A 16,708-nucleotide genomic window follows, 5' to 3' on the forward strand; every position below is an offset into this window, starting at 1 on the left:
TCTCTAAGCCCATTTTTTATCCGCCATTACAATGCGGATACTCAAAGCGGGTTAATCCAAAGCACTCTCTTGTAAAAAATCTTTCCCGCCCAACTGACGCATCTGGCGCAAAATCCATTGCTGGCGTGAAATCACGTAACCCGAAGGCGCATTAGCCTTAAAACGTAACGGATTGGGCAGTACTGCGGCCAATATGGCGGCTTCTGACGCGCTCAATTTGCTGGCTGGCTTGTGGAAAAAGTGCTTTGCAGCTGCCTCCACGCCAAAAATACCCTCGCCAAATTCTGCGATATTCAGATAAACAGTCAGAATACGACGTTTGGTCCACACCAGCTCAATACCGGCGGTCAACCCCACTTCCAGCCCTTTACGCACCCAGCTTCGCCCATCCCACAGAAACAGATTTTTCGCCGTTTGCTGCGATAGCGTGGATGCGCCACGGATACGATGTTGATTGCGCTGATTATGAGATAGCGCGGACTCAATGGCGTCGACATCAAACCCCCAATGCTCGGGGAATTTTTGATCCTCCGCCGCCATCACGGCCAGCGCCATGTAAGGTGAAATTTCATCCATTGGCACCCAATCAGAGTGCGCAACGTACGAAAAATTACCGGTCAACCAGGCACTCAATTGCCTTTCAATCATCACCATGGAGAATGGAACCGGCAGGAAGGCAAAAATCAAAATACCGGCCAGCCACAGTGCAACAATGCCAATGACGCCCCGTTTTACCCAATACCAAAGCCGATTTAGCCCGCGCCTGACTGACTTCATTCGGTTAAATCCAGCACCTTCGTGACCAATTTATCAATCCCTTTTGCGGCTTCAGAAATTGATCCCGCCAACATATAAGCCGGGGTTGTCACCACTTTATTATCAATATCAATCACCACATCATCAGCAGGGCAAATAACATGTTCCCCACCCATAATCTCAATTGCATCAATAGTATCGGGATCGTTACCAATCGTCAGACGGATAGGTTTACCCAACAGTTTCGGCAGCATAACCGGCGAAATACACATAAATCCAATTGGTTTACCTGACTTATGCATTGACTGGGTTAACTTTATTAAATCTGGGTCTATGGTGCATTCAGAACCCTTAATTGCGAAATCGCTGAGGTTCTTGGCGGCCCCAAAACCACCGGGGACAATCAAAGCATCCAACTGCGCTGAATCGGCTAAGGAAAGTGGCGTGATATGCCCACGGGCAATGCGCGCGGACTCCACTAATACATTCCGCTGCTCAGCCATCTCGTCGCCGGTAATATGATTAATAACATGCAGTTGTAACTTATCGGGGGCGAAGAATAAAACTCTGGCTCCCGCACGATCCAATGCCAGCATTGTTAAGACAGATTCATGTATTTCAGCACCGTCGAAAACACCACATCCGCTCAGGACTACACCAACCGTTTTCATCACACCTCTCCTTTTCTTACGCTGTCAATCGCTTAACCCGTTCTAGTGACAAAGACCAATCTCTATCACAAATTTTAATGAATCTTGTAACAAGAGCGCTTACATTTGCTATGTTATTGCTTGTATGATGTATGGACGAATCCTTACAACCTGCGAATCCATTCGAAATCGAAATTATTATGCCCTAAATAATTCGAGTTACAGGAAGGTGGCAACTGAGCGAATTCCCAAGAGCTTACATAAGTAAGTGACTGGGGTGAACGAAAGAAGCCAACGCACTTGTCACTTGAAGTATGACGGGGATCGCAGGTTAACGATTTCCCTGGTGTTGGCGCAGTATTCGCGCACCCCGGCCTCGGTCGGGGTTATTTTTTTTCAGCTTCCGCCGCCCATTCACGTAACACCTGCACATCATTGCGCCACTCTAATTTTAATTCATCGACCCAATCTTGCACGTTATCCCACCATGCTGGCAGTGTCGGTGTTTGAATCTGCTGGGCAAGCTGCTGGATGTGACGCAAGCCAACAGAACCTGCCGCGCCCTTAATTTTATGCGCTTCTTCGGTGATCCCCTTTTGGTCCCGCGCGGTCATATTTGAATCTAACACCGCCAGATACCCCGGCATCATCTGTTCAAACATTTCCAGGCTTTGATGAATCAATTGCGGGCCGACCAAATCGATGTACTGTTCCAACATCGCAGTATCAAGTAACGATTCATGAGTTTGCATCACTTTATGTTCCTGTTTTTTGGCTGAGGACGAGGGCTTATGATCCCAGAATTGCTTAATCATGGCCGTGAGCGCCGGCACCGACAACGGCTTACTCAGCACATCGTCCATCCCGGCGTCTAAATACTCTTTTTTGTCTTTAAGCACGTTGGCGGTCAATGCCACCAGTGGCGGCAGTGATTCGGAGTCATATTCCGCTCTAATCTGCCGCGCAATATCCAACCCACTCATATCCGGCAGCTGAATATCCAGCAGCACCAAATCAAAATCATCAGGTTTGAACATCGCCAATGCATCGTGGCCGTTCATCGCGACCTCAACACTGTTGCCCAGTTTCTCCAACACCGAGCGCGCGACAATCACGTTCAGTTCGATATCTTCCACCAGCAAGATGTGGAGCGCAGGTAGCGGCATGTCGTCACCGGATGGTGCGCTGGCCGCTTGCTGCACCGCCGGTGCTTTAATGGTCAGGGTAAAGCAGGAGCCTGATCCTTGGGCACTTTTCACGGTAATATCGCCGCCCATACTCTGCGCCAGCCGCTTAGAGACCGCCAGGCCAATCCCCGTGCCAGTTGCCGGCCGACCGCCGTTGCTATCTTTCACCTGATAATACATGGCAAAAATCTTATCCTGCTCATCTTCAGGGATGCCCATACCTGAATCTTCCACTTCAAAAGTCAGGCGGTCATTGCCCTCCCGCCGCACCCGCACCACAATTTTGCCCTGCTGGGTAAATTTCACTGCGTTACCAATGAGATTCCACAAAATTTGCCGTAAGCGCGTGCCGTCAGTGATGATCTTCTCTGGCAGCGGTAATTCCGGCTCCATAATGAATTTCAGCCCTTTCGGCTGCACCAGCAGACCGGTGAGATTCTCCAGATCCGCCATAAAACCTGTAAAATCAATCGGTTGATTATCCAACTGAACTTTGCGGCGCTCGAGTTTATCCATCTCAATGATATCGTTGAAAATATTACCGAGGGTGATAGCACTGACATGAATGGTTTTCAGGTATTTCAGTTGTTCGCTGTCTAGTTCAGTATCCAGCAAGATGCGGCTCAGCCCCACAATGCCATTAAGCGGCGTCCGCAGCTCGTGACTGATAGTTGAGATAAAGGTGGTCTTGTCCCTACTGGCATTCTCCAGCGCATCCTGATAGCGCTTACGCTCGGTTATATCGCGCCCAAAGCCCATCAAGCCGTGACGTTTGCCGACACGATCATAAAACGGCACTTTTCGCAGTTCAAAGCAGGCTTTCCGGCCATCGGGATAAACCAGCCACTGCTCGTAGGTGAGAGAGACGTTGTGACGGAAGACTTTTTCATCGGTTTCCATCACTTTTTCAGCAATATCCGGCGCATAGACATCTTTTGGCGTCAGCCCGACCAGCTGCTTCTCACTTTTGCCGGTCAGTAACTCCATCGCGCGGTTACAGCCGGAGAACTCATTATCTTCGTTACGGTAATAAACCAAATCCGGCGAGGCATCCAAAAAGGAGCGCAATAGAGCGGACTGCTGCCCCAACTCAACCTGAGCCTGTTCACGGTGGCCCATCTCTTCTTTTAGTTTATCAACCACTTGCAAGTGTGCTTTCTCTGCTTTCTCGCGCTCGACGATCTCCTGATTGAGCTGAGCAATATTTTCGGTCAGCTGCTTATTCAGTTCCAAATCGCGGTAGCGCATCACTTCAAGCTTATCCACCAGACGCGATAGCCGTTGGCGCGACTCCTCCAACTGCTCCACCACCACTGACAGGAAATAGACCGCCCAGGGTGTTATCAGCAAACCAAAGAAGATAGACCGCACTAGATCGAGGGTTTCCACCGAGCCGCTCAGTACAAAGGTCACTGCCATCTGTACCACCATGGCGAGCAACACCAACACCGAGGCCAATAGCAGTGAGAAGCGAACCAGCCCCAACTTAACCATTAAATCAACGTAATACTGGGCCAATACCCTGATTTGCTTCATAGCAACCCCTGCCTATATTTCTGGATATCCCCAAGGGTATAAAGCATACCGTAAAACGAGCGAGAGATAAGATGGCTTCCTCAGAAGTGTGGAAAAGAGTGCAAATAACGGTGAGGGATTGGGGGGAAAAGCTAATTATCTGCCCACAAACGGCAGATATAGCCAAAATAAGGTGGAAGGTAAAAACTGACGGCGCAGTAGCCGATCACAAAGCAGAGGCTTGCCCACCATGAGCAAGCATATAATTATTCAGCTCATTCATGCCGGTCCATCGATTCTCACACCACAATGGCGCAAGCAGCGTGGGGCGGCGTGCGCTGGCGGAGATCCGGTGATAAACAATCTCGGCTGGCGTATGGCGGATCATTTCACCTGCCGTCAGCACGTAATCCTCCAGCGCCAGTGCTGGTAAGCGCCCTGCCCGCCAGGCTTTCGCCATGGTGCTACCCTCAACGATATGCAGCGGATGCAGTTTCAGCCCATCAACGCCCGTTGCCACCACCTTTTCCAGTGTCTCCATTCCCTGCGCTTGATCTTCGCCAGGCAGGCCAACAATCAGATGGCAGCACACTTTGAGGCCACGAGCACGGGCGCGGCGCGCTGTCTGCTGATAGCAGGCAAAGTCATGGCCGCGATTAATGCGTTTGAGGGTTTTATCATTCGCAGTCTGTAGCCCTAGCTCAAGCCAGACCTCATAACCTTGCTGATGATAACCACTCAGCAAATCCAGCACCGCATCCGGCACGCAGTCAGGGCGGGTTCCCACACACAAACCGACAATGTCAGCTTCGGCCAGCGCCTGCTCATACATCACCGCTAGCGCATTCACCTCTGCATAAGTACTGGTATAGGCCTGAAAATAAGCCAGGTAACGATTTGCCCGATTAGTTTTTTTTGCCTGTGCCGCTAACTGCTGCGCAATACTTTGCTGCTGCATTTGCTCATCGGCAAATGAGGCCACCTGACAAAAAGTGCAACCACCACGACCGAGGGTTCCATCACGATTGGGGCAGCTAAACCCGCCATGTAGCGTGAGTTTATGCACTTTTTCACCGTAGCGGCGTTGTAAATCCGCACCAAACATATTGACTAATCGCTGCAACTGCATAATCTTGGCACTGCCTGTCTGAAAAGAGCCCAAGGTTACCCGCCAACGATGTTGTGCGCGATGACAGAGATCAACTCCCATGCCCTTGGGTGCAACCTCGCATAACCATTCACTATAAATGCAAATAAAATCACTTGACCAATGATTAAATTTTCTTATTTCCACCAAGCCCTTAGCGCTTCTATTACAATTCAGTGAAAAATAGTTTTAAACATCAATAAATATAATAAAAGCAGCATATAACTCCAACATCCCCGGCAGCACTAGCATGGTGCAGAGATTTGTCGATTGCCCTATAGTGAGACAGCTCACAATTTCACGCCTATCGCACTATGCATTCAACGGGCTAAAAATACCAATAACCTATTATTTTTCATAATGATAAAGCCACTTATCACCTTAAAGATATATCTTAAGCCTATATTTGACCTGAGTATTCTTTCTCGCTAAGTTGGAGGTCCGCTGGAAGCTTTCTAGACGGGCAAACGTCTAGTCATAATTATGCAGTAATTTAAGATTCCCTCTTAAAACAAGTCTTTTACCACTTGTGAGAACCGTCACAAGAGGCCATTGGCGGAGGGCGGAAAAGCAGATTTGCCGCGAAATACGCGCCTGTCAGCCCACGCCGCCTCAGTCACTATGTCCTTCTGGAGTCGGTTTGTTGGAGTCTCGCAGAGCCTGGGGAGGTTCACTGATATGTTGTACGATAAATCCCAAGAAAGGGACAACTGTGGTTTCGGCCTAATCGCCCACATAGAAGGCGAACCTAGCCATAAGGTCGTGCGTACCGCTATACACGCACTGGCCCGCATGCAACACCGTGGCGCGATCCTTGCTGATGGCAAGACTGGCGACGGCTGTGGCCTGCTTTTACAAAAACCGGATCGCTTTTTCCGGATGGTCGCTGAAGAACGCGGATGGCGTTTGGCCAAAAACTATGCCGTCGGCATGATGTTCCTCAGTCAGGACGAAGAACTCGCCAAGGCAAGCCGCCGCATTGTAGAAGAAGAGTTGCAAAACGAAACGCTGTCGATTATCGGCTGGCGTGAAGTGCCGACCAACCCGGATGTTCTTGGTGAAATCGCTCTCTCCTCCCTGCCTCGGATTGAACAAATTTTTGTGAACGCCCCTGCGGGTTGGCGTCCACGTGATATGGAGCGCCGCCTGTTTGTGGCGCGTCGCCGTATCGAAAAGCGGATTTCAGGTGACAAAGATTTCTACGTTTGTAGTTTCTCTAACCTGGTGACGATCTATAAAGGCTTATGTATGCCTGCGGATCTACCCCGCTTTTATCTTGATTTGGCTGACCTGCGCCTTGAATCGGCAATTTGCCTGTTCCATCAGCGCTTCTCAACCAATACCGTGCCGCGCTGGCCACTGGCTCAGCCATTCCGCTATCTGGCCCATAACGGCGAAATCAATACCATCGCCGGTAACCGCCAATGGGCGCGCGCACGTGCTTACAAATTCAAAACGCCACTAATCCCCGATTTGCAGGATGCAGCGCCATTCGTCAATGAGACCGGCTCGGATTCTAGCTCGCTGGATAACATGCTGGAGCTGTTCCTCAGTGGCGGCATGGACTTGATCCGCGCCATGCGTCTACTGGTGCCACCGGCCTGGCAGAACAACCCGGATATGGATACCGATCTGCGCGCTTTCTTTGACTTCAACTCCATGCATATGGAACCATGGGATGGTCCGGCGGGGATCGTGATGTCAGATGGCCGTTATGCGGCTTGTAACCTTGACCGTAATGGCCTGCGCCCTGCGCGCTACGTCATCACCAAAGACAAGCTGATCACCTGCGCCTCTGAAGTCGGCATCTGGGATTACCAACCCGATGAAGTGATTGAAAAAGGCCGCGTCGGCCCCGGCGAACTGATGGTGATCGATACCCGCAGCGGCAAGATCCTGCACTCTGCCGAAACTGATAACGATCTGAAAAGCCGCCACCCGTATAAAGAGTGGATGGAGAAGAACGTTAAGCGCCTGGTGCCGTTCGAAGAGTTGCCGGAAGATCAGGTGGGTAGCCGCCAATTAGATGATTCGACACTGGAAACCTACCAAAAACAGTTTGGTTATAGCAGCGAAGAGCTGGATCAAGTCATTCGTGTGCTGGGTGAAATTGGTCAGGAAGCAACCGGCTCAATGGGCGATGATACCCCATTTGCCGTGCTTTCCAGCGGCCCACGCATTATTTACGATTACTTCCGCCAGCAGTTCGCCCAGGTGACTAACCCGCCAATCGATCCGCTGCGTGAAGCGCACGTCATGTCACTGGCCACCAGTATCGGCCGTGAAATGAATGTGTTCTCCGAAGCGGAAGGTCAGGCGCACCGCCTGAGCTTTAAATCGCCCATCTTGCTGTTCTCCGATTTCCAGCAGCTCACCACCCTGGAAGGGGAGCACTACCGTGCTGATCGTCTCGATTTGACCTTTGATCCCGCTGAAACTGATTTAGAACAAGCGGTGCTCGCCCTGTGCGAAGAAGCGGAGCGCAAAGTCCGTGATGGTGCCGTGATGCTGGTACTGTCAGATCGTGCCATTGCCACCAATCGCCTGCCGGTTCCGGCGCCGATGGCGGTTGGCGCTATCCAGACCCGCCTGGTGGAGAAAAACCTGCGCTGCGACGCCAACATTATTGTGGAAACCGCCAGCGCCCGCGATCCGCATCACTTCGCCGTGCTACTCGGTTTTGGTGCGACTGCGATTTACCCTTATTTAGCTTATGAATCATTGGCTAAATTGGTTGACTCCCAGGCTATTGATAAAAAGTATCGCGATGTGATGCTTAACTATCGTAATGGGATCAATAAGGGCCTGTACAAAATCATGTCCAAAATGGGCATCTCCACCGTCGCCTCATACCGCTGCGCCAAACTGTTTGAAGCAGTTGGCCTGCATCGTGAACTAACTGACCTCTGTTTCCAGGGTGTGGTGAGCCGTATCGGCGGGGCCAGCTTCAGCGATTTCCAACAGGATTTGCAGAATCTCTCCAAACGCGCCTGGCTGAAACGTAAGCCATTGGATCAGGGCGGTTTACTGAAATTTGTCCACAACGGCGAATACCATGCGTATAACCCGGATGTGGTCAGCACCTTACAAACTGCGGTTCACAGCGGTGAATACAGTGATTATCAGGTTTATGCCAAGCTGGTGAATGAGCGCCCAATTGCCACACTGCGTGATCTGCTGGCGATCAAACCGCAAGGCACTCCGATCCCTGTCGATCAGGTGGAGCCGGCTGAATCCCTGTTCACCCGCTTTGATACTGCTGCGATGTCTATTGGCGCACTCAGCCCTGAAGCCCATGAGTCACTGGCTATCGCCATGAACAGCCTCGGCGGATTCTCCAACTCCGGTGAAGGCGGCGAAGATCCGGCCCGTTATGGCACCAACAAGGTCTCCCGTATCAAGCAGGTGGCCTCAGGTCGTTTTGGCGTCACACCGGCGTATCTGGTCAATGCTGATGTTATCCAGATCAAGGTAGCCCAAGGTGCGAAACCGGGTGAAGGCGGTCAATTACCGGGTGATAAAGTCACGCCGTATATCGCCAAACTGCGTTATTCCGTGCCGGGTGTGACTTTGATCTCCCCGCCACCGCACCATGATATTTACTCAATTGAAGACCTGGCGCAGCTGATTTTCGACTTGAAACAGGTCAATCCGAAGGCATTGATTTCGGTGAAATTGGTCTCTGAGCCGGGTGTGGGCACCATTGCCACTGGTGTAGCGAAAGCCTACGCCGACCTGATTACCATTGCCGGTTACGACGGTGGTACTGGTGCTAGCCCGCTGTCATCGGTGAAATATGCTGGTTGTCCGTGGGAGCTGGGGCTGGTTGAAACTCAGCAAGCACTGGTTGCCAACGGGCTGCGCCATAAAATCCGTCTGCAAGTGGATGGCGGCCTGAAAACGGGTGTCGATATTGTTAAAGCCGCGATCCTGGGTGCTGAGAGCTTCGGTTTCGGCACTGGCCCTATGGTGGCCTTGGGTTGTAAATACCTGCGGATTTGTCACCTGAATAACTGCGCCACAGGTGTCGCAACTCAAGATGAGAAACTACGTCGTGACCACTACCACGGCTTGCCTGAGCGTGTGGTGAACTACTTCCAGTTCATCGCGCGGGAAACCCGTGAAATCATGGCCGAGCTGGGTGTACGCCAACTGGTTGATTTAATTGGCCGCACCGACATGTTGCTGGAGCTGGATGGTATCTCAGCCAAACAGAACAAGCTGGATCTGTCGCCAATGCTGAAAACCGCCACGCCACATCCGGGCAAAGCACTCTATTGCACTGAAAGTAACCCGCCGTTCGATAAAGGGTCACTGAATAAAGAGTTACTGTCGCAGGCCGAGTCACACATTGAAGCCAAACACAGCAAAACGTTCTACTTTGATATTCGCAACACTGACCGCTCAGTGGGCGCGTCATTGTCCGGCGCGATTGCCACTAAACATGGCGATCAAGGTATGGCAACCGACCCAATCAAAGCTTACTTCTCCGGGACTGCGGGTCAGAGCTTTGGCGTCTGGAATGCTGGTGGCGTTGAGCTGATGCTGACTGGCGATGCCAACGACTACGTGGGTAAAGGGATGGCCGGCGGCCGCATCGCGGTGCGCCCTCCTGTCGGCTCACACTTCCGTAGTCACGAAGCCAGTATTGTCGGCAACACCTGTCTGTATGGTGCCACTGGCGGCAAACTGTTCGCCGCAGGCCGTGCCGGTGAGCGTTTCGCGGTGCGTAACTCCGGTGCTATCACCGTGGTTGAAGGTATCGGCGATAACGGCTGTGAATACATGACTGGCGGGATTGTTTGCGTACTGGGCCGCACTGGGATTAACTTCGGTGCCGGCATGACCGGTGGTTTCGCTTATGTGCTTGATGAAGATGGTGAATTCCGTAAACGTGTTAACCCTGAGTTGGTAGAAGTCTTGGATGTCGATCAGTTGGCTATCCATGAAGAGCATCTGCGTGGGCTGATCACTGAACACGTTCAGTTGACAGGTTCTAGCCGTGGCGAAGAAATTCTGGCTAACTGGCCGGAGTGGGTGACCAAGTTTGCTTTGGTTAAGCCGAAATCCAGCGATGTGAAAGCACTGTTGGGCCACCGTAGCCGTTCCGCAGCTGAGCTGCGGGTTCAAGCGCAGTAAGGGGTTGAAATGAGTCAGAATGTTTATCAGTTTATTGACCTACAGCGCGTAGATCCGCCGAAAAAGCCGCTGAAGATCCGTAAAATTGAATTTGTTGAGATTTACGAGCCATTCTCGGAAACACAGGCCAAAGCACAGGCAGACCGCTGTTTGTCTTGCGGTAACCCTTACTGTGAATGGAAATGTCCGGTACATAACTACATCCCCAACTGGCTGAAACTCGCCAATGAGGGGCGGATTATGGAAGCGGCGGATCTGGCTCACCAGACCAATAGCTTACCGGAGGTTTGTGGCCGCGTGTGTCCACAGGATCGTCTGTGCGAAGGCTCTTGCACCCTGAATGACGAGTTCGGTGCGGTCACTATCGGTAACATCGAGCGCTATATCAGTGATAAAGCTATCGAGATGGGCTGGAAGCCGGATATGTCCCATGTTCACCCGACCGGTAAACGTGTCGCGGTGATCGGCGCTGGCCCTGCGGGGCTGGCCTGTGCTGACGTATTGGCGCGCAACGGCGTACAAGCGGTGGTGTTTGACCGTCATCCAGAGATTGGCGGCTTACTGACCTTCGGTATTCCAGCCTTCAAGCTGGAAAAAGAGGTGATGATTAAGCGCCGAAAAATTTTCTCTGAGATGGGCATCGAGTTCCAGTTGAATATCGAAGTCGGCAGAGATATCACCATGGATGCACTGCTGAAAGAGTATGACGCGGTATTCCTCGGTGTGGGTACTTACCAATCTATGCGCGGCGGGCTGGAAAACGAAGATGCATCAGGTGTTTACGATGCGCTGCCATTCCTGATTGCCAATACCAAACAGTTGATGGGCTACGAAGCAGCCGCTCACGAGCCATACATCAGCATGGAGGGTAAACGTGTGGTGGTGCTGGGTGGTGGTGATACCGCGATGGACTGTGTGCGCTCTTCTATCCGTCAAGGCGCAACTGACGTGGTTTGCGCCTATCGCCGCGATGAAGCCAACATGCCGGGTTCCAAGCGGGAGGTGAAAAATGCTCGCGAAGAGGGGGTCGAATTTAAATTCAACCTGCAACCATTGAGCATTGAAGTGAACAGCAATGGCAAAGTTTGCGGCGTGAAAATGGTTCGCACCCAACTAGGCGCACCTGATGCACAGGGCCGTAGCATGGCGGAGCAGATCCCAGGTTCAGAACATGTTCTGCCCGCAGACGCCGTGATAATGGCGTTTGGTTTCCGCCCACACAGCATGGAGTGGTTGGCTGCCCATGACGTGGCGCTGGACAAGCAAGGCCGTGTCGTTGCCCCTGAAAGCACCGATAATGCCTTCCAGACCAGTAACCCGAAAATCTTTGCTGGCGGCGATATTGTCCGTGGCTCTGATTTGGTGGTAACCGCCATCGCCGAGGGTCGCAAAGCCGCAGAAGGCATCATGAATTATCTGGAAGTCTGATACTCAGGATTTTTCGATCATTTAATGGTATTGAGGGCTGGTTATCCAGCCCTTCAGACTGCTGACAAACCCCGATGACGCGATCTGGAACGGAGAGGACGGGTAGAAGAGTAAAGCGTCCGCGCCAGGGATGGCGCGGCTCGAGCCATCAGGGATGATTTTACGGCGTCTTTACGATCTGACCGTTCTCTCCGCTCAGGTGACTTTGTCAATGACCTCAAGGGCTGGTTATCCAGCGCTTGAGGTTATCCCCCACCCAAGATTTTGTAACAATCTCAACTCCCCTTATTTGCAGCAAAATAATCGTGAAGCGCTATAGTAAAGGCCGAGTTTATATTGGCTTTTGGGCCGACACCGCCTGGCCTACTTATCTTGTTACACCCCGTTTTAAAGAAAGGATCATCTGTTATGAAATCTCACTTACTTTTTATTGCTGGCGGATTGCTGGCGATGAGTGGCAGCGCATTGGCGATGTCGCTGAATTATCAAGAGGTTGGCTATAACATTGAGGCACGTGGTGCCCGTGCAGTAGTCGCTGAATTGGCAAAATCTGGGCAACTGCCAACGGTAGAGAATAATATCAAGCTGGGTGATGATAATTGGATTGCCATGGCCCCTAAACTGGCCGATGGGGGGAATGCAAAGTTCACCGCAGGTGTGAAATCTGCACTCTCTTCCGCACTGATCTATAACCCTGCCGCCGTGCTAAAAGCGGTAAGTGGTAGCAAAACACTCAAATTATCAGAGATTTGCACCGCACCAGCTGATATCAAAGAGAGCGCCGCCAAAGCTAACTTCCAGCAACGTGCCTCTCATACTTTATCCACGATCAGAAATAGCGACATGATGAGCCAGCGTGATACCTGCCTGGCTGAATTGAAAAAGTTATCTTGAGTATTGGTTATGAGGAAATGATAAGGGCGGCCAATGCCGCCCTTAGAAATGCTAATACTTTGCTTGAAAACGAAGGGGCTACTTAACGACCCGCAATGCTGGACGACCACCACTGCGTGGCGGTTGTGGCGGCTCATCATCAGGTGAACCATTATCGTCTTGCGAAGAGACTGTTTCGTCCGTGACTAACATCAGGTTGTCAGCCGGTGCGCTACTGCCCTCCTCCTCTTCGAGACCCTCGAAATTACCCTCAGCATCCGAGTCGTAAGCTTCTTCAGGTTCAAACATGGTGCCAGAACCATTTTCTCGCGCATAAATTGCCACTATCGCAGCCATAGGCACGATGACCTGACGCGGTACACCACCAAAACGGGCATTGAAACTCACGCCATCGTTACCCAGTTCTAGGTTACCCACGGCACGCGGTGCCACATTCAATACAATCTGCCCATCACGAGCAAACTCCATTGGCACCGAAACACCTGGTCTTGTCACATCAACCACCAGATGTGGCGTTAGTTGATTATCAATCAACCATTCGTAAAATGCGCGTAACAGATAGGGACGGCGCGGAGACATATCCGACATCTCCATAGCAATTAACCTCGGGTTTTCAGGTGCATTTCACGTTCAGCTTCCGTCAGGGAAGCCAGGAATGCATCACGCTCAAACACACGTGTCATATAGCCTTTCAACTCTTTAGAACCCGCGCCGGTTAGCTCGATGCCCAATACTGGCAAACGCCACAACAGCGGAGCCAAATAGCAATCAACCAGGCTGAATTCTTCGCTCAGGAAGTAAGGCGTTTCATTGAACACCGGGGCGATAGACAGCAGGACCTCGCGCAGTTGCTTACGTGCTGCTTCTGCCTCCTGTGCATTTCCCTGCTCGATTTTATGCATCAGGGAGTACCAGTCTTTCTCAATGCGGTGCATCATCAAACGACTGCTACCACGAGCAACTGGGTATACCGGCATCAATGGCGGGTGAGGGAAACGCTCATCCAGATACTCCATGATGATGCGGGATTCATATAATGTCAGCTCGCGATCAACCAAAGTAGGGACGGTCTGGTAGGGATTGAGGTCAATCAGGTCCTGCGGCAGATTACCAGCTTCAACCTGCTCAATCTCAACACTGACACCTTTCTCCGCCAGTACGATACGTACTTGATGGCTAAAAATGTCGGTCGGGCCGGAAAACAGCGTCATTACCGAACGTTTGTTGGCAGCGACAGCCATGAAAACCTCCAAGATTATCTAGAAAACAGTGCGAATAGCCCACGGTGAGGTTGCTATCCTGAGTCGTTTTACCGCCAGTTCGCAATCTCGACAGCTGCTGCCGTAAATAAGCCTTGGTCGAGAGAATAATTCAGCCAGGGAGATAGACGGACGCCAACAGTTCGCCGAACAGGCACAAAAGTGAGTGATAGTTTACCAGATTTTGAATGTTTTGTGGGGATGGTGCGGTTATTTCATAAAAAATCGTCTATCAGACAATAAGTTAGCGGCGAAAATATAATATATAGCGTGGCGGGGAGGTGTTTTTCAGATATGTTTTTCAGACAAATAAAAAAACCCGGTGAGACACCGGGTTTTTACCATCAATCTGATGCCATAAAGGCAAAAAATTAACGTTTGGAGAACTGTGGACGACGACGTGCTTTACGCAGACCCACTTTCTTACGCTCAACTTCACGCGCATCACGCGTTACGAAGCCAGCTTTACGCAGTTCACCACGTAGAGACTCGTCATATTCCATCAGTGCACGGGTGATACCGTGACGGATAGCGCCAGCCTGACCTGAAATACCACCACCTTTAACAGTGATGTACATGTCAAACTTGGTAACCATGTCTACCAGTTCCAACGGTTGATTAACTACCATGCGGGCAGTTTCACGACCGAAGTAAACTTCAAGGCTACGTTGGTTAATAACGATTTTACCGCTGCCCGGCTTAAGAAAAACGCGAGCTGCAGAACTTTTGCGGCGACCAGTGCCGTAGTATTGATTTTCAGCCATTGCCATAATCCCGATTAAATGTCCAGAACTTGCGGTTGCTGCGCCGCATGATTGTGCTCAGTACCTGCGTAAACTTTAAGCTTACGATACATTGCACGGCCCAGCGGACCCTTCGGCAGCATGCCTTTAACCGCGATTTCAATCACACGCTCAGGACTGCGGGCAATCATCTCTTCAAAGGTCGCTTGTTTGATACCACCGATGTGGCCGGTGTGGCGGTAATAAATCTTGTCTGTACGCTTGTTGCCGGTTACAGCAATTTTTTCTGCGTTCAGAACGATGATGTAATCACCAGTATCAACGTGCGGGGTGTATTCCGCTTTATGCTTGCCGCGTAAGCGACTAGCCAGTTCAGTAGCGAGGCGACCTAAGGTCTTACCATTCGCGTCAACAACATACCAGTCGCGTTTTACAGTTTCTGGTTTAGCTGTGAAAGTTTTCATTATAAAAGCTTACCCAATTAATAAGTTACACGTTGGTGAACACCCAAACGTTCAAAAACAGTTGAGGCTCACACGACCATCAGTCCAGCAAACCTACCCCTTCGAATAGCCAATGCCGGCACTATCAAAGTTTTTGGGAAAAAAACTTTGTTGTAACGTGGGGTCGCAAGATTATAGAGAAGTCAGCGTTAAAGATCGAACTGTTTTTGACGAGAAAGGCATAAATTAAACATGTTAAGTCAGGGCGAAGGATAATCGCCCGCAATAGAATAGCATTTTAGCAGGTCAAAAGTGAATAACTGTGGCACAGATTATGCACTTACGGCAGATGCGGTAAAGAGAGATACTCTTCACTCTGCATCTCTTGTAGCCGCGACAAACAGCGCTGATATTCGAATTTGAGGCGCTCACCACCATAAATCTCGAACATAGAAGCTTCGGCCGCAATGATAAGCTTCACTCGCCGCTCGTAGAACTCATCGACTAACGCCAGAAAACGCCGGGCGGTATTCTCATCTCGCGTCTCCATGCGGTGGACATTGTGCAGCAAAACAGTGTGATAGAGTTTCGACAGTGCAATGTAATCCAACTGGCTGCGAGCCTCTTCACACAAAGTATGGAAATCCACCGCCAAAACGCCCTGTGCCGCGCAAATGGCGGGCAGTGGCCGGTGATTCACCTCCAGTACTGGCGCGTGTTCACCCGCTTTACCCGCTAGCTTGACAAAAATCTCATCCATCGCCTGCTCGGTTTGCGGACTCAGCGGCGTCAGATAGAGATTCGCTTGAGTCAACATGCGCAAACGGTAATCAATACCAGCATCAACATTCATCACGTCACAATACTGCTTGATCAATGCAATAGCCGGCAGGAAGCGGGCGCGCTGTAACCCATTTTGGTACAGGTTATCCGGCGGAATGTTGGATGTCGCGACCAGTGTAATGCCTCTGGCGAATAGTGCGTCCAGCAGTGTTGCCAGCAGCATCGCATCCGTAATATCGGTGACAAAAAACTCATCAAAGCACAGTACATCAGTCTGCGCCTTGAAGTTATCGGCGATAATTTCAAGCGGGTTTTCATGGCCTTGTAGCTCGGCCAGCTCTTGATGTACCCGCAACATAAAGCGGTGGAAATGCAGTCGAAGCTTGCGATCACCCGGCAGGCTATGGAAAAACATATCCATCAGCCAGGTTTTACCGCGCCCGACACCGCCCCACATATATAGGCCCTGAACCGGACGTATGACTGTTTTGGCTGCCGCGCGCCCAATCAAACGGTTCAACCGCCCACGTAAACCCGCGCCAGTCGGTGGCTCACTCTGGCGCTGTTTCAGTGCGTGATAAATCTGGTCTAGTTGTGCTACAGCGCGCCGTTGCACATCGTCAGATTGATAGTCACCAGCATCAAGTGCCTGCTGGTAAAGTGTGGTAGGTGTACTTGATTGCATGTTTATCACCAATCCCTGATAAAATAGTTATCTACTTTTCGCGCTACTTTCTCACTGATTTATCGCGCAATCGCAGCAT

12 protein-coding genes are annotated in these 16,708 nt (G+C 51.0%); 3 read left to right on the plus strand and 9 right to left on the minus strand.

Features of this window, described 5'->3' with window-relative positions:
* Nucleotides 1–51 precede the first annotated feature (51 nt).
* The 4 genes from mtgA to AACW11_RS06495 all read right to left on the minus strand — a co-directional run bounded on the left by mtgA (nucleotide 52) and on the right by AACW11_RS06495 (nucleotide 5,237).
* Nucleotides 52–777, minus strand: coding sequence for a monofunctional biosynthetic peptidoglycan transglycosylase (gene mtgA / locus AACW11_RS06480; protein ID WP_212584123.1), 726 nt, complete (start codon nucleotides 775–777; stop codon nucleotides 52–54).
* On the minus strand, nucleotides 774–1,427 hold the full coding sequence (gene elbB, locus AACW11_RS06485) for an isoprenoid biosynthesis glyoxalase ElbB (RefSeq protein ID WP_212584124.1): 654 nt from the start codon (nucleotides 1,425–1,427) through the stop codon (nucleotides 774–776). Before elbB ends, mtgA begins: the two co-directional genes overlap by 4 nt.
* Nucleotides 1,428–1,792: 365 nt before the next feature.
* Nucleotides 1,793–4,129, minus strand: coding sequence for an aerobic respiration two-component sensor histidine kinase ArcB (gene arcB, locus AACW11_RS06490; RefSeq protein ID WP_212584125.1), 2,337 nt, complete (start codon nucleotides 4,127–4,129; stop codon nucleotides 1,793–1,795).
* A gap of 205 nt (nucleotides 4,130–4,334) precedes the next feature.
* The gene (locus tag AACW11_RS06495) at nucleotides 4,335–5,237 is read right to left on the minus strand and encodes a TIGR01212 family radical SAM protein (protein ID WP_212584201.1); all 903 of its coding nucleotides are present in this window, start codon (nucleotides 5,235–5,237) and stop codon (nucleotides 4,335–4,337) included.
* A 696-nt stretch (nucleotides 5,238–5,933) separates the two neighbouring features.
* On the opposite strand from AACW11_RS06495, the gene gltB reads away from it, so the two are divergent.
* The 3 genes from gltB to AACW11_RS06510 all read left to right on the plus strand — a co-directional run bounded on the left by gltB (nucleotide 5,934) and on the right by AACW11_RS06510 (nucleotide 12,716).
* A complete protein-coding gene (gene gltB, locus AACW11_RS06500) occupies nucleotides 5,934–10,394 on the plus strand; it encodes a glutamate synthase large subunit (protein WP_212584126.1) in 4,461 nt (1,486 codons plus the stop codon).
* Nucleotides 10,395–10,403: 9 nt separating this feature from the next.
* Complete coding sequence (locus AACW11_RS06505; RefSeq protein ID WP_004874092.1) at nucleotides 10,404–11,822, plus strand: glutamate synthase small subunit; 1,419 nt, start codon at nucleotides 10,404–10,406, stop codon at nucleotides 11,820–11,822.
* A gap of 408 nt (nucleotides 11,823–12,230) precedes the next feature.
* The gene (locus AACW11_RS06510; protein WP_212584127.1) at nucleotides 12,231–12,716 is read left to right on the plus strand and encodes a hypothetical protein; all 486 of its coding nucleotides are present in this window, start codon (nucleotides 12,231–12,233) and stop codon (nucleotides 12,714–12,716) included.
* Nucleotides 12,717–12,794: 78 nt separating this feature from the next.
* On the opposite strand, the gene sspB is transcribed toward AACW11_RS06510, so the two are convergent.
* From sspB to zapE, 5 genes are all read right to left on the minus strand, one after another.
* Nucleotides 12,795–13,310: a ClpXP protease specificity-enhancing factor gene (sspB, locus tag AACW11_RS06515; protein ID WP_212584128.1), complete on the minus strand. Its 516-nt coding sequence runs from the start codon at nucleotides 13,308–13,310 to the stop codon at nucleotides 12,795–12,797.
* Nucleotides 13,311–13,315: 5 nt separating this feature from the next.
* Nucleotides 13,316–13,957 carry a stringent starvation protein SspA gene (gene sspA, locus AACW11_RS06520; RefSeq protein ID WP_004874089.1) on the minus strand — a complete coding sequence of 214 codons (642 nt, stop codon included), beginning with the start codon at nucleotides 13,955–13,957 and terminating at the stop codon, nucleotides 13,316–13,318.
* Nucleotides 13,958–14,346: 389 nt separating this feature from the next.
* Nucleotides 14,347–14,739: a 30S ribosomal protein S9 gene (rpsI, locus tag AACW11_RS06525; protein ID WP_005162424.1), complete on the minus strand. Its 393-nt coding sequence runs from the start codon at nucleotides 14,737–14,739 to the stop codon at nucleotides 14,347–14,349.
* Between the two features lie 14 nt (nucleotides 14,740–14,753).
* Nucleotides 14,754–15,182 carry a 50S ribosomal protein L13 gene (rplM, locus tag AACW11_RS06530; protein ID WP_004874088.1) on the minus strand — a complete coding sequence of 143 codons (429 nt, stop codon included), beginning with the start codon at nucleotides 15,180–15,182 and terminating at the stop codon, nucleotides 14,754–14,756.
* A 319-nt stretch (nucleotides 15,183–15,501) separates the two neighbouring features.
* Nucleotides 15,502–16,629 carry a cell division protein ZapE gene (gene zapE, locus AACW11_RS06535; RefSeq protein WP_212584129.1) on the minus strand — a complete coding sequence of 376 codons (1,128 nt, stop codon included), beginning with the start codon at nucleotides 16,627–16,629 and terminating at the stop codon, nucleotides 15,502–15,504.
* Nucleotides 16,630–16,708 lie beyond the last annotated feature (79 nt).

Origin of the sequence: Yersinia sp. Marseille-Q3913 (genome assembly GCF_963892745.1) — a bacterium.
Classification (GTDB): Bacteria; Pseudomonadota; Gammaproteobacteria; order Enterobacterales; family Enterobacteriaceae; genus Yersinia; species Yersinia bercovieri.

What these genes read in the sequence shown, in the direction of transcription:
- rplM (WP_004874088.1), bottom strand. Translation starts at nt 15,182, where the DNA reads ATGAAAACTTTCACAGCTAAACCAGAAACTGTAAAACGCGACTGGTAT.
- elbB (WP_212584124.1), bottom strand. Translation starts at nt 1,427, where the DNA reads ATGAAAACGGTTGGTGTAGTCCTGAGCGGATGTGGTGTTTTCGACGGT.
- AACW11_RS06505 (WP_004874092.1), top strand. Translation starts at nt 10,404, where the DNA reads ATGAGTCAGAATGTTTATCAGTTTATTGACCTACAGCGCGTAGATCCG.
- arcB (WP_212584125.1), bottom strand. Translation starts at nt 4,129, where the DNA reads ATGAAGCAAATCAGGGTATTGGCCCAGTATTACGTTGATTTAATGGTT.
- rpsI (WP_005162424.1), bottom strand. Translation starts at nt 14,739, where the DNA reads ATGGCTGAAAATCAATACTACGGCACTGGTCGCCGCAAAAGTTCTGCA.
- AACW11_RS06510 (WP_212584127.1), top strand. Translation starts at nt 12,231, where the DNA reads ATGAAATCTCACTTACTTTTTATTGCTGGCGGATTGCTGGCGATGAGT.
- mtgA (WP_212584123.1), bottom strand. Translation starts at nt 777, where the DNA reads ATGAAGTCAGTCAGGCGCGGGCTAAATCGGCTTTGGTATTGGGTAAAA.
- sspB (WP_212584128.1), bottom strand. Translation starts at nt 13,310, where the DNA reads ATGGAGATGTCGGATATGTCTCCGCGCCGTCCCTATCTGTTACGCGCA.
- zapE (WP_212584129.1), bottom strand. Translation starts at nt 16,629, where the DNA reads ATGCAATCAAGTACACCTACCACACTTTACCAGCAGGCACTTGATGCT.
- gltB (WP_212584126.1), top strand. Translation starts at nt 5,934, where the DNA reads ATGTTGTACGATAAATCCCAAGAAAGGGACAACTGTGGTTTCGGCCTA.
- sspA (WP_004874089.1), bottom strand. Translation starts at nt 13,957, where the DNA reads ATGGCTGTCGCTGCCAACAAACGTTCGGTAATGACGCTGTTTTCCGGC.
- AACW11_RS06495 (WP_212584201.1), bottom strand. Translation starts at nt 5,237, where the DNA reads ATGCAGTTGCAGCGATTAGTCAATATGTTTGGTGCGGATTTACAACGC.